Here is a 25,784-nt window from a genome sequence, read left to right on the forward strand (position 1 = left end):
AAGCTGATCCTCAAGGCAGCAATGAAAACACTTAGCGGAATCTGGCTCGATCGGGACAGCAATATCACACTGCAGGATCAGGTCGTGCAGCAAGTCAAGGCGCTCATCCGCCGGGGCGCTTTGCACCCGCAAGAGATGCTGCCCTCAAGCCGTGAGCTGGCCACGCAGCTACGCATCAGCCGCAACACGGTGGTCTACGCCTACGACCGTCTCGTGAGCGAAGGGTATGTGGAGGCGCGCTTTCGTTCTGGCGTCTTTGTCAGCGAAGTGGTGCCGCAGCAGCGGCGCGTGCGCGACTCGCAGGCCGCGCGCCACCGTAAAGTGCTCGAACGGGAGGTCGCCGCGCCTTCCGGTAGCTTGCGCGCCCCGTTGCCGTTTCGCCCCTGCCAGCCGGATGTTTCGCTTTTTCCGTTGCCGATGTGGAACCGCCTGCGCGGCCGCGCGCTGCGCGAGCACGGCAAGAGCCTGCTGCACTACCAGGAGAGCTGCGTCAGCGGACTGCCGGCGCTGCGGCAGAACATTGCCCAATACCTGCAGGCGAGCCGCGGCGTGCAGTGTGACTGGCGGCAGATTGTCATCACCTCGGGCTCGCAGCAGGCGCTGTGCCTGCTGGCCAGACTGCTGGTGCCGGCCTTCGGCAGCCGCGTGTACATGGAAGATCCGGGATACCTGGGAGCACGGCTGGCGTGGCAGAGTGTGGACGCCCGCATTGTGCCGGGCGCGCTCGACGAGAACGGCCTGCAGCTGCCGACCAGCGAACTGCGTGACCTCGCGCTGATCTACACGACTCCTTCGCGGCAGTTTCCCACCGGCGTTTCGCTCTCGTTGCCGCGGCGGCTCGCCATCCTGGACTACGCGCGGCGGCATAAGACCTGGGTAATTGAGGACGACTACGACGCGGAGTTTCGCTACAAGGCTGCGCCGCTGCCGAGCCTGCAGAGCCTGGATGAGGATAACCGTGTGATCTACGTGGGCACCTTCAGCAAAGCCCTGTTCCCGGCGCTGCGCCTGGGTTATGTGGTGGTTCCGGCCGAGCTGTTTGACCGTTTCCGCGCGGCCAAGCACCTGATGGACGATCATGGCCCGCTGGTCGACCAAGCAACTCTGGCAATGTTTCTGGAGAGCGGCGCCTTTCATTCGCATATCCGCCGCTGCCGCAAGGCGTATGCCGAGCGTCAGGAGTGCTTCCTGGAACTGTTCAGTCAATCGGATCTGCCGCTGGAATTCCGGTACACCGATGGGGGCATGAATCTGCTGGGGTGGCTTCCGGAAGGCAGCGACGACCGGCGTCTGTCAAAGCGTTTGCGAGAGGATGGTCTGGATATTCCGGCGCTGACCTCTTATTCGCTGAAGGCGCGCGCCCCGGGGCTGGTCTTTGGCTTCACGGCGTTCGATCCGGCGACGATTCGCAGAGGCTTTGCAAGGGTGCGGGAGCATTTCGTACTTTGACGATCAGGCGGGTCGGCGGTTGCGTTCCATGTACCGGAAGAGGAAATACAGCGGCAGACCGAGGAGAATCAGGCCGACTCCCAGCAGGGCCTGGCGAAAATTGACCACAAAATTGGTGACTACGACGCCGCATGCGGCCAGTAGAAAAAACGCCGGGGTGATGGGGTAGAGCGGGCAGCGATACGGGCGTTCAAGTGCAGGCCGCCGGTAGCGCAGCAGAATCACCGCCGCGACACAAAGGCCGTAGAAGATCCAGGAAGTAAAGACGTATGACGTGAAGAGTTCCCGGAAGGACCCCAGCGTTGTGAAGAGCATGGCAAAGGCACCCTGCGCCACGGTGGCCAGCACCGGGGCATGGGATTTGCGGCTGACGCGCGCAAAAGGGCGAAAGAAGAGCCCGTCTCGCGCCATGGCCAGATTAACGCGGGGCGCGCCCATCATGACCCCGTTGATCGCGCCGAGAATAGACACGATGATGAGGATGCTGATGAGCAGGCCGCCCTTGGCGCCGAGCGCATGCTGCACGGCAAGGGCGGCGACGCGGTCGGTTCCGCGGATCGCGCCCGGACTCAGCACGGCATAGTAGGCGACATTGGCCAGCAGATAGATGATGGTGGTGAGCACCACGCCGAGCAGAAGGGCGCGGGGCAGCGTGCGGGCCGGGTTGCGAATCTCCCCGGCGGTGAACGAGACAATGTGCCAGCCGTCATATGCCCAGAGCACGGCAACGAGAGCGACGCCGATGGCCGTGAGGCTGAAACCCGCGTGGGCTGGCCCGAAGAAGTTCCTGCCGAAGTGCGCGGCGCTCCCCTTTACGTACAGCACGACCATCATCGCAGCGAGGCCGCCGATCTTGAGCGCCGTCAGAGTATTCTGCACGCGCTTGCCAGTGGAAACGCCGAGGCTGTTGACCGCCGTGAAGAAGACGATGCAGAGCACCTGCAGCCCCTTCTGCCAGCCTGCGCCGAGGCCCAGCAGCGGAGCGGCGTAGAAGCCGATGGCTGCCGCCATGGCCGCCACACTGTTGGAGTAGATGAGGACAATCGCGCTCCAGCCATAGAGGAAGCCAACCGCGGAACCGTAGGCCTCTTCCAGGTACACGTACAGGCCGCCAGCTGAGGGAAAGGCCGCCCCGAGTTCGCTGATAGAAAGCGCTCCGGCAAGACTCATGAGACCGCCGAGCGTCCATACGGCGATGACCATCGCGATCGAATGCAGCTGGCGCGCAATGCTGCCGGCCATCAGAAAGATGCCCGACCCGATCATGATGCCCATGATGATCGAGATGGAGTCGCCGAGGCCGAGCTGGCGAATCAGCGCGCCTTCGGGCTGCCGCGTCTGCTGTATCTCTTCGATTCCGGTTCTCCCGCTGGGGCTCTCAGATGGACGTGCGTCCCCGGTTATAGCGAATGACCAACTCAGACAGGTGCAGCATGGCTGGATCAGAGGATTCGGCCAGCTTATTGCCTACGGCCAGGGCGTCTTTGACCGGCTCGTCCTGCCCCAGCTTGAACTTGCCTTCGGCGCGATCCACTTCCAGTTCGAAGCCCATGATAGCGGGCAGGCGGCGGGTGATGTCCTGAGGAGGAATCTCGGAAGTCTTCCAGCCGGCGGGGTATTTCGATTCCATGCCGCGGGTCAGTTCCTCCAGGGATGCACGAAGATCCGGCTGGTCCTGGATGCGCACACGGCCATAGCAGTGGACCGCAGTGTAGTAGTAGGTCGAGGGCATGTCGCGCTGGGGATACCAGGAGGCCGTCACGTAGCTGACGGGCCCGTGAAAGATGGCAAGCGTAGGCGTCGCGGCCTCGCGGAGTGCCTGCGCATGCTCGTTGGCGCGCGCAATATGACTGACCAGCACGGGCTTTTCGCGGGTACGGTCCAGAATCAGTGGCAGATTGGTCGCAAACGGTCCCTCGGGGCCATTGTTGACGAGCAGTGCCCATGGGTTGGCTTCCACCAGCTTCCAAAGATCTTCTTCGGTGGGTTTCCAGCAACTGCGAACGAACATCCGGGGGTCTCCTGGCGAGGTTCGAAACGTCGCGGTTCCGGTTCGCCTGAGCCGAGCATCGCCGGAAGTCTGGCTCCGGTAAAGGTCCAGAAAATGCATAGGGTGTGGTGCCAGGGCGCCGCACGGGAACAGGACCTTATTGGCGGACAACGAGGAGAGTCAAGAACGCCGACCAAAAAGGTCCGGCTTATGGTAATCTGCGACTTGTTTAGTCCTATTTCAAGGTGAGGCTTCGGTTTTATGCATTCACGCGAAATGTCTGGCTCTATTGACTGTTCAGAATCTGGACCTTTACTGGAACCAATAGAGATTCCAATATACCCACATTCACAGCCCATTCACACGGTGGCGCATTTGACGGCACCGGGTACCAGACAAATTCGACCGGGAGAGTTGATGATGCAAACGGTACGGCGATCGGTATCTTCTTTCTGGAAGGCAAGTTTCAGGCCTGTTTCCTGCTCTGCAATGCACGAGAACAAGAGACTCAAGCTGTATGCGGCCACCCTGGGCTGCGGCGTATTGCTGGCCTTGGGCGCGCCGGCGCGCGCAGCGCAGACCGCATGCAAGGTGGATCGCCATGCGCCGGCGGTCCGGCTGAGCGGCACGGTAACCGACCAGTCGAACGGGGTGGTGATTGGCGCCAATGTGACGCTGGTGTGCGGCGATTACCATGAGCAGACGCAGACCACGGCAGACGGCTCGTACTCGATCTCGGCACCACAGGGCAGCTATACGCTGGAGGTGAAGTCGCCAGGCTACCAGGCCATTCATGAGCCGGTGAGGCTGAGCGAGGCCGGAGCGCAGCTGAAGAATCTGAAACTGCAGGTGGGCACGGCGGTGAGCATTGTCTCGGTGACGGCGCCAACGGGGTATGTCGCCACCTCGTCCACGACGGCGACCAAGACCGGGCTGCCGCTGATTGAGACTCCGCAGACGATCTCAGTGATTACGGGCGACCAGTTGGTGCAGCGCGATGTGCAGTCCATGAACCAGGCGCTCAACTACACGGCGGGTGTGGGAACGGCGACGTATGGCGCGGACCCGCGTTTTGATTGGTTTAACATTCGCGGCTTCGACGAGTCGACCTATGGCATGTACCGCGATAATCTGCGCTGGCAGAGCGGCCAGGTGGAGGGCGAGATTGAGCCGTACGATCTCCAGGAGATCGACGTGATCAAGGGCCCCAGTTCTGTGCTGTACGGTCAGAATACGCCGGGCGGCCTGGTGAACCTGGTGACGAAGCGGCCCGAGGCGTATCCCTCAAATGAGTTGATCGCGCAGTTCGGCAGCTTTGACCGCAAGCAGGTGCAGGGCGACTTCGGCGGTCCGCTCGATGCAAATGCGCATCTGCGCTACCGGATCGTCGGCCTTTATCGCAACAGCGGCACGCAGGTGAACTATGTGCCGGACGACCGCGACTTCATCGCGCCCTCGTTTACCTGGGCGCCATCGAGCCGGACGACGTTGACTATCCTGACCGACTACCAGCATGACAACACGGGATGGAGCCAGTTTCTGCCGGCGCAGGGCACACTCTACGCGAACCCGAACGGCAAGATTCCGACCGACACTTTTACGGGGCAGCCGGGGTTTGATTTCTTTCATCGCCAGCAGTGGTCGCTGGCATACCTGTTTGAGCATCACTTCGGCAAGATCTGGACCTTCCGGCAGGCCTTCCGTTATTCGCGCATTGCCTTCGATGGTAACGATGCCTTTGGCGGCGGACTTGCCCCCGATCTGAAGACGCTCTACCGCTTTGGATACTCAGACGCGCTGACGCTGGGCATGTATGCGGTCGATAACCAGGCCTTTGCGCAGTTCAAGACGGGCAAGGTGCAGCAATCGGTGCTGGCGGGTCTCGATTACTCGCATGCCGATGCACTGCAGATCAGCGGCTTTTCGGCTGCGCCGAGCATCGATATCTACAAGCCGGACTACCACCAGACGATCGCAACGCCGGTGCCATACCTGAAGACCGATCAGCCCTCGTGGCAGAACGGTGTCTATCTGCAGGATCTGGTGAAATTCACACCGAAGATCATCGCAACACTGAGCGGACGCGAAGACTGGACCGGCATGGCGACGAAAGATCTGCTCTTTGGAGCGCCGACCACGAAGCAGAACCCGAGCCGTTTTACGGGCCGTGTGGGAGGCACGTATCTCTCGTCGATTGGTCTGGCACCGTACTTCAGCTACTCGACCTCGTTTCTTCCGACTACGGGAGTGAACTTCTACGGGCAGCCCTTCAAGCCAACGACGGGCAACCAGTATGAGGGTGGCCTCAAGTATCAGCCGCGGCACACGAACAGCTTCATTACCGCATCGTTTTACAACATCAATGAGAACAACGTGCAGGAGCCGGACCCGAACAATCCGAATAACACGGTCCAGACCGGTTCGGTTCGCTCGCGCGGCGTGGAACTCGAAGCCGTCGCGAGCCTGATGCATGGCCTCGATGTGCATGCATCTTACTCCTACGATGACGAGAAGGTGACGAAGGCCGTCCCGGCGAGCGAGATCGGCACGCGTCCGGTGCTGATTCCGAAGGACCTCATCAGCCTGCACACGCATTACACCTTCTCTTCAGGGCTGCTCTCTGGCCTGGGACTCGGCGGCGGCGTGCGCTATACGGGCACGGTGGCGGGCGATGCGGCGAACACGTTCATTCTGCCGGGCTACACATTGTTCGATGTCTCGGGGCAGTATTACTGGAAGTCGATGGAGTTCCAGGTTACGGGCACTAATGTGGGAGATAAAATCTACGTACCCATCTGCACCTCCATCAGCTACTGCAATTATGGCAGCCGCCGCAACGTTATCGGCAACGTGCAATACCACTGGGGAAGCTGGCGGCACATTTTCTAACCCATCCGCCGGAGAATGAGAGGAAAGATGTACTCCGTCTCAACATTTCCTGCGGGCATCGATCTGCTTCTGCGCAACGGCAAGGTGTGGACCTGCGATCCGCACCTGCCGCTGGCAGAAGCGGTTGCCGTGCAGGGCCATCGCATTGTGGCGGTGGGAAGCAATGCGGAACTCGAGCCATTCGCAGAACAGGCTGAGCGGGTCATCGATCTGCAAGGCAGGCTGTTGCTGCCCGGCTTCAACGACGCACATGTCCACTTCTACATCGGCGGAGATACGCTCGCGAGCGTCAACCTGCGGGAAGTGAAAAGTCCGCAGGAACTGCGCGAGACCCTGCGGCAATATGTGCAGACCCGCGCTCCCGGCGAATGGATTTTGAACGGAAGCTGGGACCACGAAAGGTGGGACCCAGTGCAGCTGCCTACTGCGGCGCTCATCGATGCAGTCACGCCCGATCATCCGGTCTGGATCAACCGGTCCGACGGCCACATGAAGCTGGCCAACAGCCTCGCAATGCGTCTCGCCGGTGTGGACCGCAACACGCCCGATGTACCAGGCGGCGAAATCGTTCGCGATGACGCAGGGAATCCGACCGGCATCTTCAAGGATGCGGCCAACCGGCTGGTGGATCACGCGATTCCTCTGCCTTCGAAGGCACACATGCGCAGCGCCTTGCTTGCAGCGCAGCAATATGCGCTGGAGAACGGCGTGACCAGCGTGCAGGACATGGGCGTGCTTGGCAGCCGCGGCGCAGAAACGATGGCGGAAGTGATCCGCACCTATCAGGAACTCGATCTTGCCGGGGAATGGCATGTGCGCGTGTCTGCGCATCTGCCGTTGCCCGAGTGGCAGCGGCTGGGCCATGCGGGAATTCGCGCCCGTATGAACACCGGCCGTCTGCAACTAGGCGGCGTGAAGAGCTTCTCTGATGGCTCGCTCGGTTCGACGACCGCATGGTTCTTTGAGCCGTACACCGACGCCCCCCATACGTGCGGCCTGCCGAGCGAAGAAATGCTCGACGGGGAAGCGATGTACGCACGCATGCGCGCCGCCGACGCCGCCGGGCTGCAGTTGGTGATTCACGCGATTGGCGACCGCGCCAACAGCGCGGTACTTGATCTGTGCGAGCGGCTGCAGAAGGAGAACGGCCCGCTCGACCGCCGTCTGCGCATTGAGCACGCGCAGCATCTTCGCCGCGAAGATATTGCGCGCTTTGCCGAGCTGGGAGTGATTGCCTCGGTGCAGCCCTATCATGCCCTCGATGACGGGCGCTGGGCCGAGCGGCGTATCGGTCCGGAGCGCGTGAAAAATACCTATGCCTTTCGCTCGCTGCTCGATGCCGGGGCCACCGTGGCCTTCGGCTCGGACTGGTGGGTTGCGCCGATCAGTCCACTGTGGGGCATTTTCGCAGCGGTAACGCGCCGTACTCTTGATGGGCAATTTCCGGACGGATGGGTGCCGGAAGAAAAGGTGACCGTCGAAGAGGCCGTGCACGCTTACACTGTGGCGGCCGCGTATGCGTCGGGGGAAGAGGAGATCAAAGGTTCAATCACCCCGGGTAAACTGGCCGACCTGGTCATCCTGTCAGGCGATATCTTCTTGATTGACCCCGTGCGCATTCCGGAAGTCACAGTCGATGCGACGATCTCAGACGGGCAGTTTGTGTACGAGCGCCGGTCGGACAAAACTCCAACATCTCCGAACTAGAGAGGCAGCATGCAGCGCCGAACCTTCCTATCGATCTCGTCTGCGGCATGGCTTGGCGTCTGGCCGCGCATTTCGCATGCGAGGGCGCGTGCCGCGTGCGCATATCCCGCGCCGCCGGTGACGCCGAAGATTCCTAAACGCATTCTTCAACTGGGTCGCGTGCGAGTCGACGATTATGCGTGGCTCAAGGCGTCGAACTGGAAAGAGGTGTGGAGGAATCCGTCTGCGCTGCAGGCGGATATTCGCATGCATCTGAAGGCGGAGAGTGCTTACGCGAGCGCTGTGCTTGCGCCGACGCTGCCGCTGCAGAATAAGCTCTTTGCCGAGATGGCGGCGCGGTCAGCGGGTGACGACGCCCCGCCGCCGTGGCCGGACGGCGACTGGCTGTACTACAGCCGCTTTGCGGCTGGCGCACAGCATCCATCGTGGTATCGCAAGCGGCGCGATGGCCGGGGCCATGAGGAACTGCTGCTTGACGGCGATGTACGGGCGCACGGGCAGCCGTGGTTCAACGTAGTGCATGCAAAACCGAGCCCCGACCAAAGGCTGTTTGCGTGGGCCGAGGATACGACCGGTGGTGAGAAGTTCCGGATTTACGTGAAGGACCTGTCTACGGGCGAGGTGCTGGCTCGTCCGGCCGAAAATGCTTATGGTGAATTTGTATTCTCCGCCGATTCGGCTTGGATCTACTGGGTGTTTCGCGATGCGAATAGCCGGCCCTCGAAGATATACCGGCGTCCAGCGCGCGGCAGCGCCGATAGCCTCGTGTTTGCGGAGAGCGATCCTGCGATGCTGATGACCGTGACGCACACGGCGTCGCGCCGCTACGTGATGATCCGGTCCTGGAATGCGGTGACGAGCGAGGTGCGGTTGATTCCGGCTTCGCATCCGCAGCAGGCTCCGGCGTTGGTGGAGCCACGCACTCCGGGGCTGGTCTATTCGGTAGAAGACTGGCAGGGGCGGCTGGCGATTCTGACCAATGCCGACGGCGCGACCAACTTCAAGCTGATGTGGGCGAGCGAAGAGGATCCTTCGCGGAAAACATGGCGCGACTGGATCCCGTACAACCCCGCGCATTTTGTAACAGGCATGCAGCCATTTCAGGATTACTTCGTGCGCATGGAGCGGGTCGATGCGAATCCCAGGTTGGTGGTGACGCATGCCGGGGATATGCGGGAGCACGCTATCGCGTTTCATGAAGCGGCATACGCCGTGGATGTGAACGAGCATCAGCAGTACGATTCGCGCACGCTACGCTATGTATACCAGTCGCCTCGCCAGCCGAAGCAGTGGATCGACTACGACATGGCCCACGCGAAGCCGCAACTGGTGAAGGCGCAGACGGTGGGGCACGGCTTTGACCCGAGCGAGTATGTGGTGGAGAGCCTCAGCGCGACGGCGTCTGATGGAGCGCAGGTGCCGGTAACCGTGCTGCGTCACCGCGACACGAAGCTCGACGGCCACGCGCCCGTTCTGATGTACGGCTACGCCTCCTACGGCTATTTTGTGCAGCCGGAATTTTCTTCGGAGGTGCTTTCGCTTGTGGATCGCGGCTGGATGTATGTCATCGCGCACCCGCGCGGAGGCTCGGCGAAGGGCTGGACCTGGTATTTAGAAGCGAGGCAACTACATAAAAAGCTAACCTTCACCGATTTCCTCTCCTGCGCCGAAACCCTGATCGAGAAGGGTTATGGGAGCAAGGGCCGCATCGTGGTCTACGGATTCTCGGCAGGCGGCCTGCTGGCCGGCGCAGTGCTGAACATGCGGCCCGATCTCTGGTCGGGCGTGATTGCGGAGGCTCCATTCGTGGATATGCTGAATACGATGAGCGACCCGACGCACCCTCTGGTGCCGCTGACGTATCCGGACTGGGGGAATCCGCTGGCAAGCGGGGCGGCTTACGATGCTATCGCGAGCTACTCGCCTTACGATAATGTGCAGAAGCAAGCGTATCCGCCGGTACTGGCAACCACGAGCGTGGCCGATGACCGTGTTGGCTACTGGGAGCCGGCCAAGTGGATTGCCAAGCTGCGTGCCGAGGATACCAGCCACACGCCGAAGATGCTGCGCGTGGAGATGGGCGGCCACGGCGGCTCGGTAGGCCGCTACGCCAAGCTGCATCAGACGGCGATGTTTTACGCCTTCGCCATCTCGTCGCTGAAACACTGCGTGTAGCCGGAGACGGGATGGGATTTCTTGATCAACCGCAGAGAGTCTGGTGGCGCAAGGCGTTCTTTCAGATGCATCTGTGGATCGGCGTACTGCTGGGCGCTTACCTGGTCGCAATCTGCCTGAGCGGCAGCCTGCTGGTCTTTGAGCCGAACCTGCTGAATGACACGCCCCAACTGCCGCATGCGGCGGTGCAGGGGCCGGCGACCTGGAATCAGATGGTCGCGGTTGCGCTGCATGCCTATCCGGACGCCACGCTGGCAGACATTGACATGCGCTCGGCCAATCGCCGCGTCGCTCCCATCGGTTTGCGGCTCGACGGCGAAACTCAGATCGTCTATGTGGACTCGTTTACGAATCGCATCGCCGGCAGTGAAGTGCTCGAACGGCGGCATGCCGTTGTGGAGTTTACGGAGGCGCTGCATAACCAACTCGCGCTGGGCGTGGAGGGTGGCTACGCGAACGGGATCGGCGGCGCGCTGCTCTTCGTCATGACCGCGACGGGCCTGGTGCTGTGGTGGCCGGGCAAGCGGAACTGGAAGCGCGGCCTGAAGGTGCAGTGGCGCGCGCGCTGGGCGCGGCTCAACTGGGATCTGCACAGCGCCTTTGGCTTCTGGTGCTTTGTGCTGGTCGCGATGTGGGGCATCACGGGTGCTTACTTCATCTTTCCGCGGCCTTTCGATCAGGCGCTGCAGCGGCTCTGTCCGATGCCGGCGGCGCGCCAGCTGCCTTCGTCGTTTCAGCCCGGCGAGCCAGTGCTGACGCCGGACGATTTTATCGCCCGCGCGAAACGTATTTATCCCGGTAGCAAATTGGCGTACTTCTATATGGATACGAGCGCTGCTCATGGCGAAGTACAGGTGTACCTTTCGCCGAATCCCTCGATTCCGATGCCTCTGTTGGAAGACGAGGTCGTATTTCAGCCAACGACCGGGGCCGTATTGATGCAAACATCGAGCGCTCACTGGAACTGGGCAGAGCGGCTTTCGATCAGCATTTACTCCATTCACTTCGGGAACTTTGGCGGATGGCCGGTGCAGGTGCTATGGGCGTTGCTGGGGCTGGTGCCGGTGCTGCTGGTGGTGACCGGATACGTGATGTGGTGGAATCGCGTCCTCAAAAAGAAGTGGGTAAATCTGAAGTCCGTCCGGCGGTAGCTGCATCCGCCGACGAAATGCAAGCAGCGAGAGAAGGTAAACGACCATTTCGCCACAAATTTATAGGGTATCTTTATAGGGCATTACGGTACCCAGACGGTTGCTTGGGACAACTACGCTTGTATTGTCACCCATCTATTTGGGGTTATTGCCGCTCTCAAACATAGCCGCTCAGTTTGAAAGCCGCTCTTTGGGACTGTTTGCGAACTCCGATACCGGCGTTGAAGCGAGACGCTATGATTTGCGATCTGGTGGAGCATCAGGAACGTCAAAAGACGCGGAACCCGTGAGTCCCTGGGAATGGACGCTCACCACCTCCGCGCCCGAGCGAGCAATTCTGGAGATGTTGGACGAACTCCCGCGCCGTGAGAGCTTTCATCAAGTCGATGTCGTGATGGAAGGTTTAGCTAATCTCCGCCCTCAACTGCTGGGGAAGCTTCTGCAAGAATGCAAGAGCGTGAAGGTAAAGCGGCTTTTCCTCTGGTATGCGGACAGACATGGACACGCCTGGTTCAAACATCTGGATCAGTCTTCCGTTGATCTCGGCAAAGGAAAGCGGCAGCTGGTTCCCCAAGGGCATTTCGACCCGCGCTACCAGATCACGCTGCCAATGGAGCTTTTCGCTGCTGGAGAGAATAACTATGCCCAATGAAGTTTTCGAGGCGCAGGTCAGTAAGCTGCGACCGATCTATTCTTCAATTGACAAAGTAAATTTGGCCAAAGTCGAGAAATCCGTTGAACAGATGATCCGACCTCTGTAACGATTTAAAGGGAATCTTCTCATTGCCTTTTGCAGAAGTGGAGACAGGTGGAATGTCATCTCTGATCGACCGCCATGCCGGTACCGGAGCGAGAGGCGAAAATACTTCCAGCGCAGGAATCTTGCGAGGTCGCTTTGGTTCCGGCCTAATGCATGTGCACGTATGCACTCGGTGCGGGCAGAAGAAGCGAAGAGAGGAAATGACCGGGATAGAGATCGCTTCTGGAATCTTCCAATGCTTGAGCTGCGAATCGAACGGGCCCTTGAATCTTGAGATCTGCGGCACTTTTGAGTAGTGCGCCGGGCAACGGTCCCGTATCTATGCCGAAGCAGTCAAATCCAGCTTCTGCTGGACTGGACGACGCAACAGATCGAGCTTCCTTCCCGCCGCCTTCATGAACTCCTTCACCATCCGGTTTTTATTGTCGGAACAAACGGCGAGTTCGGTCCTGAATTGCAGGGTACTCTCGAGAATGCACCCATGATACCCACAATCGTACCCGCAGAAAAGGTGGGCTAGAATTGGCTCATTCCGGACCACTGCGCACGCGGAATCACCGTAAATCGCTGATTTTGTTTAGTTTTTTGACATTTGAGGTGGTGCGGGGAAGTACGAGGAAGCTCGTGATTGGTTGCCCCCCAGGGATTCGAACCCCGATATGCTGATCCAGAGTCAGCTGTCCTACCATTGAACGAGGGGGCAGTGCTTGAGGCGGGAAAGCCGGCGAACTGTTCGGTTCACCACTGCTTCCTTATTGATAGTACGGATGTTCTGCCATTTGGTCAATCTTCGCAGCTCGTTCGGCTAGCCCTGCGAAACTCTCTAAAAAATCCACCCATCACGTCTTGCTTAGCACTTACGGCACTTGGCCAGAATGGCCGACTGCAGCCGTTCGCGCAGTTCATTGGGAAGCTCATACAGCTCGTGGGTCCGATAGATTTCAATCGTTTTGCGAGTTGTATTCAGCGTGATCACGCAGTGCTCGCAGCCACGCAGGTGTTCTTCCAGCTCCGAGCGAAGGGGTGCCGCGACTTTGTCGTCAATCAGATCATCCAGTTGCGCGAGAAATTCAGAGCAAGTCACTTTGCACCATCCTTCTTTCTGTCGCGGAAGTAGCGGCTCAGCCGCTCGCGCAGTTGCAGTCGTGCTCGCAAAAGCCGCGATTTCACTGCCGGTACGCTCAATCCGAGAGACTCGGCAGTCTCTTCCGTCGAAAGTCCTTCCACATCTCTCAGCACAAACACCACGCGAAACCCCGGGGGCAAGCCCTGAATGGTCTTTCGCAGAATCTCTGCCATCTCCGACTGCCCATACAGCGCCTCAGGGTCCGGACTCCAGTCTGCCAGATCGCGCGGCATCGAGCCTTCGTCGGTTTCCACGTCTTCGTCAATCGAAACCATGCGTCCGGTGCGGCGCTTTCGCAGCCGCATCAGGGCTTCGTTGACCGTGATGCGGACCAGCCAGGTATAAAACTTCGAGTTGCCCTGGAACTGATCAAGCTTTTCGTAGGCCTTCAGAAATGCATCTTGAACGACGTCTTCCGCGTCTTCCCGGTTTTGCGTGATGTGCTGCGCAATTCGAAAGACCTGCCGGTCATACTGGCGCACCAGCTTTTCAAATGCCTGCACATCGCCGTCGCGGGCCTGGTTGACCAGCAGTACGTCGGGATGAACCTCTTCTGTCCCTGAACTTTGGATGGTTGCCATGTCAAATCGTTTCAGGGAATTGTGCGTGCGGCCCCGTGCCGTCAAGCTTCGTTCCCGATCTACTTATATTAGATGGAGATGCAAGGTTGCCGCAAAAGGCTCCCGTTCGTGCTCGTCCGGTGCTCGCAACCATCGGCAAGTCGCATCCACATCCGCATTGTTTTTTGATCCTTCCCGCTTCCGCCGGGCACGGCTCATGCCGGAAAGGTGCCTAAAAGGGAACCTTGGGAAATTCTGTTGCCGATCGCGGCTGACATCACTCCGGGGAACCGTCTTACTCTGGTATTTGAAGCAGAGGTGAGGTTCAGCGATGTTTGTAAACAGTGGGCGGGGCGAGATTTCAACGAGGTGTCTGCGCGGGAGCCGGAAAAAGTCAGCCTGGCTGGCTGGAATATTAGTTGCACTGTGCCTCTTCCCGGCGGCTCTCTACGGTCAAACCAAACACGCCTCGCACCATCGCCACGTGCGGCATGCCGTGCATCGGCCCGTCACTCACCGGCGTCATCGGCGGCCCGTGCATCATCATCGTTTGACGGCGAGCGAACTCGCTCGCAGCCGCCGCCTGCACACCGCGTTTGTCGCCTCTGCGCAATTGCGTCCCATGGCCCAGCAACTGGTGCAGTTGCGCACGCCGCAGGCCTATGCCGCCGTGCGGTCTTGGGCGCATCGCCATCAAGGGGAAGCCGCGGCCACGGCCTATCTCGCACTGGGCCATGCTTATTTGATGGATGGCAATGATCGTGAGGCGCTGAGCAATCTGCAGCTTGCGGCGCGCAATGATCACGATCTCGGTGACTACATTGCCTATCTCACTGCTCAGGCGCAGATGGAAGCCAAAATGTATCCCCTGGCCGTCGACACTCTGCACCATTTCGACGCGCTGTATCCCGGCAGCCTCTTGCGGCCTCGCATTCCCGTGATGCTGGCCAAAGCGTACCTCGGCGAAAAGGATGCAGTTCACGCCCTGCAGGTGCTGCACGCCGCCTCCTCCGATGCGCAGGCAAGTCCTGCCGATTACTGGCTCACCCTGGCGCAGGCCCAGCAACTCGCCGGTGATCAGGCGTCGGCTAATGCCGACTATGAGCACGTCTTCGCCAGCTATCCCACCAGCACTCAGGCAACGCAGGCCTGGAACGCGCTCCGCGGCCAGGACCTCTTGCATACTCTCTCCGTGGATGTCCTGCGCAATCATGCCGATGCTGTTTATCGAGCGCGAAATTACCAGCAGGCGAGGGAAGAGTATCTCCTGTTGGCGGACAATGCCAGCCTCTCGGACGCTGCTCAGAACGCATACCGCGTGATGGCCGCCGCCTGTGATGAAAAGATGAACCGGCTCACACAGCGCGAGCTCGACGCACTGCATAACTTTCATGACGAGGCCGAGGCCCACACTCTCTACCTGAGCGTGCAGTTGGCGCGCGACAAGCGTGACGATAATTCTGTCGCGCATTTCATCGCCGGGCTCCAGCAGGATTATCCGCACAGCCATTGGCTCGCCGACGCGCTTTATTCCGCGGGCAACATGTATCTGTTGCGGCCTGACTATCCGCAGGCCATCCACTACTATCTGGAGCTTTCTACCCGCTTCCCCTATCAGTGCGACGATCTGCATCACACCGCCTGCTCTGACTTTTCTGCCAAGAGCCACTGGCGCGCCGCATGGCTTACTTACCGCACCGGCCATGTCGATGATGCGGCAAAGCTCTTTGATCGGGAGATCGAAAGGTATCCCGGAACCGAGCAATTCTCCACGGCCCTTTACTGGCGCGGCTATCTCTATCAGCAGCAGCATCAGCCCGCGCTGGCCGCGGCTTACTACAGCACTGAGATTCGCCTTTATCCGCATTACTATTACGCGCTCATGGCCCGGCAGGGTTTGCATTCGCTTGGTCATGTAACGCCAGCGCACATCGCGATGCTTGATCGCATCAACCCCTCCCTGATTCCCGATCTGAGCGACGACGTGCCGCAAAAAGACCCACACGTCGTCAAAGCTCATCTGCTCGCGAATGCCGCACTCAATGAGTACGTCGCCCAGCAGATTCGCGCCGCCAGCGGCAGCGACAGTTGGGGAGCATTTGCCATGGCGCAAATCTTCTCGACCGGCGGCGAAGCCTGGCGGGGCATGTTCGCGCTTCTTCGCGCCATGCCTTACTACACGCAGGCTCCCTTTGACACCATTCCCATCGCCTACTGGCACATTCTTTACCCCACTCCCTACTGGGGGCAGATTCGCGTTTCTTCCGCTAAAAACGGCCTCAACCCATACATGGTGGCATCGCTCATTCGTCAGGAGAGCGGATTCAACCCGCATGCCGTCTCTGGCAGCAATGCCTATGGACTCATGCAGCTCCTGCCGTCCGTGGGCCGGGCCATGGCTCGCAAAGAGGGCATTCGCCACTTTGGCACCAGCGATCTTCTCAATCCCGACATCAACATTCGCCTCGGCACGCGCTATCTGAAGCAGCTTCTCGATGAGTTCCACGGCAACCCCGAATACGCCTTTGCCGCTTACAACGCCGGCGACAACCGCGTCACCAGTTGGCAGGCGCAGGGCCCTTATCCAGACATGGCCGCGTTCGTCGAGTCCATTCCATTCACCCAGACGCATGAATATGTCGAGGCCATCGTGCGGAACGAGGAGATGTATCGTGAGATCGACAGAGCCTCTTCGACCCAGGCCCGCCTGCAATCACCGGCCGTGCCTGCAGTGAGAAAATAAAAACATGGATTTCATCGATCTCAAGACGCAGTATCGAAAGCTGAAGCCTTCGGTCGACGCGCGCATGCACGCCGTGCTTGACCATGGCCAATACATTCTCGGCCCAGAGGTCACCGAACTCGAACAGCGTCTCGCCGCGCGCACCGGCGCGAAGCACTGCATCACCTGCGCCAGCGGAACCGATGCCTTGCTCATGGCCATGATGGCGCTCGGCATCGGTCCCGGAGATGAAGTCATCACCGCGCCCTTCACCTTCTTCGCCACCGGCGAAATGATCGCGCTGCTCGGTGCCCATCCCGTCTTTGTCGATATCGAGCCAGACACCTACAACATCGATGCCACGCAAATCGAGGCCGCCATTACGCCTCGCACGCGCGCCATCATGCCGGTAAGTCTCTACGGCCAGTGCGCCGACATGGATGCCATCCAGGCGATGGCCGACCGTCACGGCATTCCGGTCATCGAGGATGCGGCCCAGAGTTTCGGCGCCCTCTACAAGGGCCGCGCGTCCTGCAACCTCAGCACCATCGGCTGCACCAGCTTTTTCCCCTCCAAGCCTCTTGGCTGTTATGGAGATGGCGGCGCATGCTTCACCAACGATGATCAAATCGCGCGCGTGCTTCTTGAATTGCGCAATCATGGGCAAGACCGCCGCTATCACCACATCCGTCTCGGTCTCAACGGCCGCATGGATACTCTTCAGGCCGCAGTGCTTCTCGCCAAGCTGGAAGTCTTTGACACCGAACTGGTCGCGCGTTCTGAGGCCGCCACCCGCTATGCCGCGCTGCTGCGAGACGTCGTTCCAACCCCGCAGGTCAAGGATGACCGCACCTGCGTCTGGGCGCAGTACACCATTGAAGTCGAAGACCGTGACGCCGTGCAGCAGGCCATGGCAGAGCAGGGAATTCCCACCGCCGTGCACTACCCCGTTCCGCTGCACCTGCAGCCCGTCTTCGCTTCCATGCATCTGCCCGAGGGCAGCTTCCCGGTTTCTGAGCGTGCGGGCAAGCGCGTGCTCAGCCTGCCCATGCATCCTTACCTCACGCCGCCAGCCATGCAGTCTGTGGCCTCGGCGGTCAAGGCGGCTCTGGCGCAACCGGCCGCTCGATGAATCATTCCAGTTAACGGCCGCGCATTTGTTCCATTGACACAAAGCCATGCGGGCATGACAATCGCCTCAAACATTCCTCCGGGAATGTTTGAGACGCACTCCGCATGCTCCAGAGGCACGGCAGAACGAGCGCAATCTCTCCAGCCCGCACCCAGGGGCTGACGGCATGCGGCCACGCGCCCCCTGATCAAGATCTTTCATCCAACTTTCCGCACCTGATATGTTCTGAAGCTCGTTTCATCCGGCCAGCGCATCCATGCTTCCGCCGGGCTGGTTCTGTCGCTTTTCGCTTTCCCAATTCCTCACTCGCAAAGGAGGCGCGAACCCCTCAGCCAAACGCAGGCACGTGCATTCTGATTCGGTAATTTCCCCAGACCGGATTGCCACAGTCATGCAAAGCAACCAGGAGGTAGGATATGCAGGACGAACTGCAGATGATCGAAGAGTGGATACCGGAACACATGGAACCGGGCACAATGTTTGTGCTGCAAAATCCCGGCGCCATGGGAGACGCTCACAACCCCTACGTTGCCGTGCTCGCGTGCCCCGGCTGTGGTTCGCTCGGGCTCATCACTCGCGCTCAATACTTCGGCCTGCAGTCCATGATCTGCGGCGCTGACAACTGCTCGGCAGAGTACTTCCTTCGCGACGACGAAATCGAGTACCGCAAGCCTCACTGACGTGGCCGGCGTCTCCGGAGTCTCGCGTTCGCGGCCATGGAATCCTCTCCCCGCCTGCAAGGCGTGCTCTGCAAGCGGGAGTGGAGTCGACGCTCCTCCCCGAAGCCGCGCACCTGAATCTGCCCTCGCGTTTTTGAAGGGGCCGGTATCCAGGAACGGTATCCAGGAGCTGCCGGACAAGCGTGAATGATCGGGCAATATCACCCCGCCCACCGGAACAATCGGCTGCGAAGAAGGCATCACGTCCATACGGAAGTGGCGCCTTGGCCGAAAAAGCACAGGCCATTGCCGCTTGCTATGATGGAAATTGTTGTCACCTCGCGCGGGCGTGGTGAAATCGGCAGACACAGCGGACTTAAAGCATTGAGTGCCCGCCGGGAAACCGACGGAGTAGAACTGCTCAAAGTCGGGGAAACCTTGAACGGCAATCCCGAGCCAAGCCTGAAAGCATTTTCAGGAAGGTGTAGAGACTAGACGGGCAGCACCTGAGCCTCAATTGGAGGCATGGTGAAGGGATAGTCCAGACCACGAACTCGCCGCTGGCGAGGCGGCGAAAGCCGAAGTGGTACGAAAATCCGCAGACCCTGAACAGGTCGTGGGGGTTCAAGTCCCCCCGCCCGCACCAATAACGACAAATGCCGGAGGAATCCATCCGGCCTCGCTCTCTCGCCGATCAGGCGGAGCTGCTCCGTTCGTTCATCCCTCTGGCGTCTAACGCAGTTTAGGAAATGGTGCAGTCCGGAGCCACCGCCGCAGAGTCGATGCGACCAACAGGGAGCGACGACCCCGGAGAGTGCAGGAAAGTTCACAGTATTTCCTGAACTGCTCTAGCTGATGTCCAGCGTCAGACGTGTTTGGCCTTGAAGATCGGCGGCAGTGAGGCGAACGGTCTGCCCAGAGATGGCTCCCACGCTGGAGTGGCGGAGCGGATTTCCATCGGGCGCGTGGACATGCACGATAAGATCGCCGGTGAAAGGTGACTCAAGGTCCAGAGTGACCTGCCACGAGCGGTCCGTTTGCGCGACGGTAGTCCAACTGATGCGGCCGAAGCGGGTCGGGCAGTGGCCCACGCGAATTTTCTGTCCTGCGGCGAACCAGTGCTTCGGCGCGGCTTTTTGCAGGTGGCAGACCTCCGCATGATTCTCCTCATAACAGAGCAGCCACCGCAGTCCCATGGCGGGCTGAAGCACGCTGTTGACGACAGCCGACCATCCGTACCGGCTGCCTTCGAGCGGTGTTCCGCCGGGCACCCACGCATCTTCAGGCGAGTAAAAGCTGCCTGAGTCTCCGCAGTAACAGGTGAGGGCATAGAGGTTCAGCAGAAATGGACGATAATCCTGCTGCCGGATGCGAACGGCGAGTGTGCCATGAGACATGAAGTTGGAAATGCGCTGGCTGTCGCCGTCCGTGGCGAGTCCCATCGTCTGCATGCCCGCGATTTCACGATGGCGCAGATGGCCGAGGTCCAGTGCCGGGTCGCCCCAGTCTGAGGTGAACCAGTCCTGCATGAAACGATGATTTTCATAGCTGGAAAGTTCGTGAGGATCGTGATGAGTGTCTGTGGTGGTAAACGGCGTGATGCCCGATTGCCGCATCTCTGGTGTGCACCGTGACAGCGTCGTTTTCAGAGAACGCTGGATGAGGGTGCGCATCTCGGCGGCGACAGCGGCATAATGATCCCCCAGCGTCTGGTACTCGGGCTGTTTATGTTCACGCGCGATCCGATGCAGGCAGCGGGCGTGCTCAGCGATGCCGCGCCATGTCCATGTGGCGTTCTGAAAGTACCACGGGTGCGATTGAGGGTAGTCGTCGCGTGGATCTCCGAGGTCGGCTTCCGGCGAGCCCCAGATAAGCCCATGGCGTGGGTCAGAGGCCGCAAAATGCTGTTTGCTGTACTCGTAGCGGTGAAGCACATAGGCAAGCATGCGCTCCAGCGCAGGTAGCCGTTGCGCAAAGGCCGAGGCATCTCCCGAGTAGTCGTAGGCCCGCGCGGAGTTGGCAAGAAAGATCCCGGCGTTGAGCGGAGCTTCCACCTGATCCTGCGTGTTGTAAAGAAAGTTGCCGTCCGGCAGGATGTAATGATCCAGATAGTACTGAAAGTACGGTTCCACTTCCGGGGTTAGATTCCAAAGTTGCTGCGCCCAGACAAACTCATAATGGGCAACGGGGAACAGCGCATGGCTGCGTTCCGGAATCTTGGTGTAACCGCCCTCGCCAATCTGATAGGTCGGCTTGAGACCGTGATAGCTGCATCGCGAAAGCGTGATGCCGGCTCGCGCCGCATTGAGAAGCCATTCGTCCGGGATTTCTACTGGCATCGAGTTCTCGTAAAAGTCATGCCAGTGATTCCAGATGCCTGCCAGAATCGCGTAGAACTCTTCGGGTGAAGTGTTGATGTACCGTTCTTCTTCCGCCAAAGAGTTGCCGGGCGACGTGTAACGCACGCGGCCGATGGCGCGGTTATCGGGGCCGGGCGTAACAAGGCAGATGCACTCATATCCAGCTTTGTAGTGGCGGTTCCATACTCCGACGTTGGCTACGGGCAGGTAGCCGCCGAGCAGGGTGCGTTTGCTGTAGCCGTGCTTATAAACATAGACAGCTGGGTTGCCGCCCGGCAGCACCGAGGTAGGATCAAACACTCGGCCAGCCATGTCCGGTGCCCACGCCGATTGGCCGGTGGCAATCGATTCGCGGCTGATGCCGTCAGGCTGAAGAAAGATGGAGTGCTGCGGGGTCGAGGTCTCATTGCCCGCAAAAGTCCAGCCGATATACTCAGCGCCCAGCGCAGCTACGTTTTCATACGAGGGGTCCTCGCTGGAATGAAGAATGTAGTTACCCGCCACGTCCGGGCCCGGTGTGTACCGGGTGGTGCGCTCGAAGCGAACTTTTGATGTATTGGTGGGGCGCGGGCGGATGCTGGAAAGCCGTCCAATCAGAGCCGGGATGTTAGCAATCACGCCCTGTTCGACCGTGACGTACGCAATGGACCCGCGATGGGTGACGTGCTTTTCAAACACGGCAGTATCCGCGCCATTGAGGCCAAAGATGGCCATGAGCTTCCAGCCGTTGACCGACTCCCCTGTGCGCAAGCTCCGCTGCGGCGATCGAAGCGTGACGCTTCCCCCTTGAATGGATGAGACCAGTGGCGGCGTGTCGAGGGCCTTGCGTTCGCCCGGCAGAAAAAGGCTGTATTCGTTTGAAATGTGGCCCGGTGCGTAGTCCCCGGTGCTTCCCGAGGCCGCGGGGTGGCCTGTGGCCAGTGCGTGCGCCACAGGCGTGAGACGGCTGAACTCGAGAGCGCTTGCAGCCGCCAGGCCCTGCAAAAACATACGGCGATTCAAATATGACTTCACCCGGGTTCTCCTTATCGTGTTTTGCGCGGGGTTACCGTGTTGTAGCGAACCGATTTTGTAATTAAGGAATGTCGAGAGGCATGGCAGAAGGTTGCAGCTGTCGATGATTTATCAGCAAAGCCGCCGGCAACTGAAGGGCATCGGCTCAATGGAATTGAATACATTCAGGTATATCTACTCTATGTACTAGTATTCCCGCGGGCATGATCTGAAGCAACCACGCTGAACTAGTTCAACTGATCTATAGCCGTCGGCACGGCGCGGTCAGTGATCAAACTGAATGATGCCACGCAAAATTGCGGTGGTTGCTGCCTCCGTGCGGTCTGACACCTCAAGTTTCTGAATGATGCTGTTGACATGGTTGCGCGCTGTATTTTCACTGATGCCAAAGACCCGGCCAATTTCCTTGTTGGTGAGCCCTTTGGCGAGCATTTCCAGAATTTCGGTCTCCCGCCTGGTCAGTTCCTGACGCCCGATCCGCTCAGAGATGCGTTGAGCAATATGGCGTGGAAGATGAAGAGATCCGGCATGTACGGCTGCAATGGCTTCCAGAATCTCTTCCTGCGTGGTGTCCTTGATCAGGTAACCTCGCGCTCCCGCCTGTATCGCGCGGTAAATGTCCTCGTCCATCTCATAAGAGGAAAGAATGATCGTGCGTGGCAGAGCGCCGCGGTTGTTGAGCCGGTGTAGAACTTCAATGCCATTGATGCCGGGCATCTTAAGGTCAAGCAGCACCACATCCACCTGTTCCTCTTCCAGGACTGTAAGAGCTTCTGCGCCCCCGGATGCGGCGGGAAGCATATGAAGCTGAGGCTTTGTGCTGAGCATACTGGTGAGGCCGGCGCGAACTACGGGATGGTCGTCAACAATGAGGACGCGAATTTTAGGAGGCATGAGGGGTTCCATGAAGTGCGAGCTTCTTGAGATAGTTCCACGCGTGTAGGTGAATAGTCTTCCACGTGAGAGTAGGAGGCAGGCTGGCCTGAACCGTGATAGTGGTTCCTCGAGTGAGTGCGCTTTCAATAGTAAGTTGAGCAGAAATCATCTCGGCGCGTTTGCGCATACCGTCGAGCCCAAAGCCGGTGCCGCCGGCCGAGCTATCAAAACCCGCGCCATCATCGTGGATTGAAAGCGTAACGGTCTTTCCCACGAGGTCGAGACGGATTGCGATGACGGATGGATGCGCGTGGCGAATGGAGTTGGCGATCGCCTCCTGGCCAATGCGTAACAACGTATCGGCCAGCGCGGGTGGAAGAGCAACAGCAGCCTCGTTGCCGGTTGCGATGACCTGGATATTTCCGCCAGACAGTTTGCTTTCCGCAAAGCGCTTCAGTGCCTCAACCAGTCCAAGGGCGGCGAGGTTCTCCGGGCGCAGGGACGCAATATTACGCCGTGCTTCCTCATGACTGTAGCGAACAAGATCGCGTGCAATGTTGAGATGGGTTCGGGCCGCGCCCTGATCGGGCAGTTCATCGCGCAGTGCCTCTAGCTGGAATCCTATGCCTGCGAAGCTTTGAGCGAGCGTGTCGTGCATTTCGTGAGCCAGTCGGCCTCGCTCGTCCAGCACGGCGCGCAATCGCCACTGCTCCATGCGCGAATGCACATATTGAATGAGCAGCAGCAGCAGGAAAACAACCGCCGTGAGTTCTATCAGATGCCGCGGGCTCCACCACGGCGGCCCGGCAAGGATAACAAGATCGCCGCCAGAGCGGAGCAAAAGGGCAAATGGTGTGAGGTTGTGCGTGTAATCCGGCGTGACCACGCAGACACCGCGTACGGCGAGCAGGCTGCCAGACTTCAGGTTCTCATAAAGGGACGCTGCCTGTTCCCCGTAGAGCAGCGCCTGAAAAGCCTGTTGCCCGTTGCGAAGGCGAAGAATGAGTGAGTGATCACGCCCGAGGCTCTTGGCTTCCAGCACTCCACTGAGCTCAATAAAGTTAGCGGCAAAGCTTCCTGTAGCGGCTTGCGATGATGTTACGAAGACAGGAGGATTAGGCGTGCTGGCCCAGAGAACTCGAACACTTGCATCGCGAAGCGTGGGGCTGAATGCTCCAGGGGAAACAACCCCTGAGACTTGCACCTCGTCCCCGATTTTCAGCGGTACATGATTTGCGGCATGAACCGCGGCGCCCCCGGTTGCATCTTCAACATAGAGTTGCGGCATGGTCGCGATAACGACACCCCGAACCGTCGCAGTGCGCATCGAGCCTGGAGTCATGAGCCGCAACTGGCTCACGCTGGTAAGATCCGGTGCCGGAGGCGCCGCAGTCATCAAGGGGCGAAGAGACTCACGGCCGGCATGCGGAAGCGAAAAGGGCGCGCGAACCGCCAGCATCCTTTTCATGTCTGCTTCGGTGGCGGGCGAGATCCGGATATTCTTCCAGACCCCGCCTGAGGCATAGGAGCGAAGCCCGATGCGCCCCTTCTTGTAGCAGCCGGCATCAAATGCAGAAGCGGTATAGGTTCTATCGGGGTGAAGAGCTGACGTGACAGAAGCCACGATGTGGCAGCCATAAACGAGCACCTTCAGGTGGTACCAGCGAAAGGGAGCAACTCCTGAGGGAAGCCGCACATACTGCATTTCCGTGTACTGATAGTCAGCCTTGCCGAGAATAAGACTTTCATCGGTATTCATCTGACTTTCTCTGCCTCTCAGGCCGGCATAATAACCTTTGTAGGCGTCAACCCCGGTTTGTTCGTCGCTGGATCGAATAATCAGTCCCGCGTCGCCCTCAGAGCCAAGCAGTTGGATGTCTGCCTCTACGGAGTAATTCCTCCAGTAGGGAGATCCGGTGACAATCTTTGCGCCGCGCTCATCGGAGTCATTACGAATCACTCCGTTCTTGACGATCCAGGTCCCGCCGAACGATTGCCAGTTGTTCAGATTCCAGGACTGCAGCTTGATGCTGCAGGGCAGGCCGCGTCGCGGATTGTGCATCCAGGCCACCACAAGCCACACCGCCCCAACAGAGAGTACCAGCAAGCCCGCGAATATCTGAAGGAGAGCCCGCCTCCGCAGCTTCACGATGATGCACCTGCCTGGTGGGCATCAGTCGCTGCATTTGAACTCGTAGGTGAGGACGTGCGCAGAACAGGAGAAACGAAGGTCACGGGTGCGACACGCCTGTGGTGAATCCTGTCGAGCAACTCCTGAACCGCGAGCTGCCCGATCTTGTACGTGTTTTGGCAAACGATGGCGTTGATTCTGATTTGCCCTTCGCCGTCGACCACAATGTCCTGATCAAACCCGATCACTTTTACTCGGTGTGTCTTATCGTCTGCCAGAAGTGTATTCCACGTACCTCGCTCAGCCGCCGGGTTCACAGCCACGATGGCAGAGATGGAGGGGAATCGCTTGAGTATGCTAGCGGCAATCTGAGTCTGATGGGGAACGTTATAGTCCCCGAAGCGGCGCGCGGCAATGGAGATATTGGGATAGCTTTCGTGCAGCGTCGTTTCGAAGCTTCGTTCACGTTGCAGGTTACCGAGAATAGCGGGATCAATGCCAATCACTGCCACGGTTCCATGGCCGTGCAGCAGCTTGCCCAGATAATTGGCCGCCCATTTGCCTCCCTCTGCGTCGTTGTTGAGCACGTAAGAGAGGTCGCCATTCGGCGGCAAACGCAGACCCGTGCTGACGATGACCACGGGAATGTGTGCAGCTTCCGCGTCTTGCACCGCGCTCATAAGCGCCAGATCGTGATCCGGTGCGAGGATGATGCCGCTATATTTCTTGCTGTGAATCACCCGCTCCAGGAGCGCAATCTGCGCCTTGATATTGTCTTCGCTGGTAGGCGCATTCCAATAGATGCTGACGTGTTGATCCGTTGCGGCCAATCGTGCGCCATCAAACATCGGCCCCCAGAGCGGCGTTCCGGTGGTTTGCGGAATGATCGCGATGCGGACAGGGCGAGGGCGGCAACCGGAAATGCATGCGAAGGCCAGAAGCAGAACCAGTAAAGGTGCCAGTCTGGGCCTGGAGTCCAAAAAATTGGAAGGGCAGGTCATCGGCTGAAATGAAGTATAGCCGCAGGACCCCGTCCTGGTTCCGGAATGACTCCCTGCGTGGTTCATCTGAACTATTTCCTCG

17 protein-coding genes and 1 tRNA gene are annotated in these 25,784 nt (G+C 59.5%); 9 read left to right on the forward strand and 9 right to left on the reverse strand.

The features are described 5' to 3' along the window. Positions 1-21 precede the first annotated feature (21 nt). A complete protein-coding gene (pdxR, locus tag ACP_RS16830; protein ID WP_052294857.1) occupies positions 22-1,449 on the forward strand; it encodes a MocR-like pyridoxine biosynthesis transcription factor PdxR in 1,428 nt (475 codons plus the stop codon). Positions 1,450-1,452: 3 nt separating this feature from the next. Here pdxR and ACP_RS16835 read toward each other — a convergent pair whose 3' ends face one another. Together ACP_RS16835 and ACP_RS16840 are read right to left on the reverse strand one after the other, a co-directional pair. Then, on the reverse strand, positions 1,453-2,913 hold the full coding sequence (locus ACP_RS16835; RefSeq protein ID WP_337998463.1) for an APC family permease: 1,461 nt from the start codon (positions 2,911-2,913) through the stop codon (positions 1,453-1,455). After that, on the reverse strand, positions 2,828-3,460 hold the full coding sequence (locus ACP_RS16840) for an FMN-binding negative transcriptional regulator (RefSeq protein WP_015898547.1): 633 nt from the start codon (positions 3,458-3,460) through the stop codon (positions 2,828-2,830). The genes ACP_RS16835 and ACP_RS16840 overlap by 86 nt, the downstream gene beginning before the upstream one ends. Before the next feature lie 468 nt (positions 3,461-3,928). Between ACP_RS16840 and ACP_RS16845 the strand changes: the two genes are divergently transcribed. The 5 genes from ACP_RS16845 to ACP_RS17900 all read left to right on the forward strand — a co-directional run bounded on the left by ACP_RS16845 (position 3,929) and on the right by ACP_RS17900 (position 12,013). Continuing rightward, positions 3,929-6,328 (forward strand): TonB-dependent siderophore receptor, encoded by a 2,400-nt coding sequence (locus ACP_RS16845; protein ID WP_052294858.1) that lies wholly within the window; start codon positions 3,929-3,931, stop codon positions 6,326-6,328. 27 nt (positions 6,329-6,355) lie between these two features. Continuing rightward, complete coding sequence (locus tag ACP_RS16850; RefSeq protein ID WP_015898549.1) at positions 6,356-8,035, forward strand: amidohydrolase; 1,680 nt, start codon at positions 6,356-6,358, stop codon at positions 8,033-8,035. 9 nt (positions 8,036-8,044) lie between these two features. Then, positions 8,045-10,210 carry a S9 family peptidase gene (locus ACP_RS16855; RefSeq protein WP_041839716.1) on the forward strand — a complete coding sequence of 722 codons (2,166 nt, stop codon included), beginning with the start codon at positions 8,045-8,047 and terminating at the stop codon, positions 10,208-10,210. Positions 10,211-10,221: 11 nt separating this feature from the next. Continuing rightward, the gene (locus tag ACP_RS16860) at positions 10,222-11,361 is read left to right on the forward strand and encodes a PepSY-associated TM helix domain-containing protein (RefSeq protein WP_015898550.1); all 1,140 of its coding nucleotides are present in this window, start codon (positions 10,222-10,224) and stop codon (positions 11,359-11,361) included. A gap of 124 nt (positions 11,362-11,485) precedes the next feature. Then, complete coding sequence (locus ACP_RS17900) at positions 11,486-12,013, forward strand: type IV toxin-antitoxin system AbiEi family antitoxin domain-containing protein (protein ID WP_202944481.1); 528 nt, start codon at positions 11,486-11,488, stop codon at positions 12,011-12,013. A 737-nt stretch (positions 12,014-12,750) separates the two neighbouring features. Here ACP_RS17900 and ACP_RS16870 read toward each other — a convergent pair. From ACP_RS16870 to ACP_RS16880, 3 genes are all read right to left on the reverse strand, one after another. Beyond that, positions 12,751-12,824 (reverse strand) — tRNA-Gln (locus ACP_RS16870). A gap of 147 nt (positions 12,825-12,971) precedes the next feature. Then, positions 12,972-13,205, reverse strand: a complete 234-nt coding sequence (locus ACP_RS16875; RefSeq protein ID WP_015898552.1) for an anti-sigma factor family protein — start codon at positions 13,203-13,205, stop codon at positions 12,972-12,974. After that, complete coding sequence (locus tag ACP_RS16880) at positions 13,202-13,828, reverse strand: sigma-70 family RNA polymerase sigma factor (RefSeq protein ID WP_041839717.1); 627 nt, start codon at positions 13,826-13,828, stop codon at positions 13,202-13,204. The genes ACP_RS16875 and ACP_RS16880 overlap by 4 nt, the downstream gene beginning before the upstream one ends. 310 nt (positions 13,829-14,138) lie before the next feature. Here ACP_RS16880 and ACP_RS16885 point away from each other — a divergent pair, with 310 nt between their 5' ends. The 3 genes from ACP_RS16885 (at position 14,139) to ACP_RS16895 (ending at position 18,341) form a co-directional block, all read left to right on the forward strand. Then, positions 14,139-16,550, forward strand: a complete 2,412-nt coding sequence (locus ACP_RS16885; protein ID WP_083770656.1) for a lytic transglycosylase domain-containing protein — start codon at positions 14,139-14,141, stop codon at positions 16,548-16,550. A 4-nt stretch (positions 16,551-16,554) separates the two neighbouring features. Next, positions 16,555-17,661, forward strand: coding sequence for a DegT/DnrJ/EryC1/StrS family aminotransferase (locus ACP_RS16890; protein WP_015898554.1), 1,107 nt, complete (start codon positions 16,555-16,557; stop codon positions 17,659-17,661). 416 nt (positions 17,662-18,077) lie between these two features. Further along, the gene (locus ACP_RS16895) at positions 18,078-18,341 is read left to right on the forward strand and encodes a hypothetical protein (RefSeq protein ID WP_015898555.1); all 264 of its coding nucleotides are present in this window, start codon (positions 18,078-18,080) and stop codon (positions 18,339-18,341) included. Positions 18,342-19,168: 827 nt separating this feature from the next. Here the strand turns inward: ACP_RS16895 and ACP_RS16900 are convergent. The 4 genes from ACP_RS16900 to ACP_RS16915 form a co-directional block, all read right to left on the reverse strand. Beyond that, the gene (locus ACP_RS16900) at positions 19,169-21,694 is read right to left on the reverse strand and encodes a hypothetical protein (protein WP_238525595.1); all 2,526 of its coding nucleotides are present in this window, start codon (positions 21,692-21,694) and stop codon (positions 19,169-19,171) included. A 264-nt stretch (positions 21,695-21,958) separates the two neighbouring features. Next, positions 21,959-22,588, reverse strand: coding sequence for a response regulator (locus ACP_RS16905; RefSeq protein ID WP_041839718.1), 630 nt, complete (start codon positions 22,586-22,588; stop codon positions 21,959-21,961). After that, entirely contained in the window at positions 22,578-24,677 is a 2,100-nt protein-coding gene (locus ACP_RS17560) for a histidine kinase (protein ID WP_052294861.1), read from the reverse strand. Before ACP_RS17560 ends, ACP_RS16905 begins: the two co-directional genes overlap by 11 nt. Before the next feature lie 38 nt (positions 24,678-24,715). Beyond that, the gene (locus ACP_RS16915; protein ID WP_169306007.1) at positions 24,716-25,768 is read right to left on the reverse strand and encodes a substrate-binding domain-containing protein; all 1,053 of its coding nucleotides are present in this window, start codon (positions 25,766-25,768) and stop codon (positions 24,716-24,718) included. Positions 25,769-25,784: the final 16 nt, after the last annotated feature.

Origin of the sequence: Acidobacterium capsulatum ATCC 51196 (assembly GCF_000022565.1) — a bacterium.
GTDB lineage: Bacteria > Acidobacteriota > Terriglobia > Terriglobales > Acidobacteriaceae > Acidobacterium > Acidobacterium capsulatum.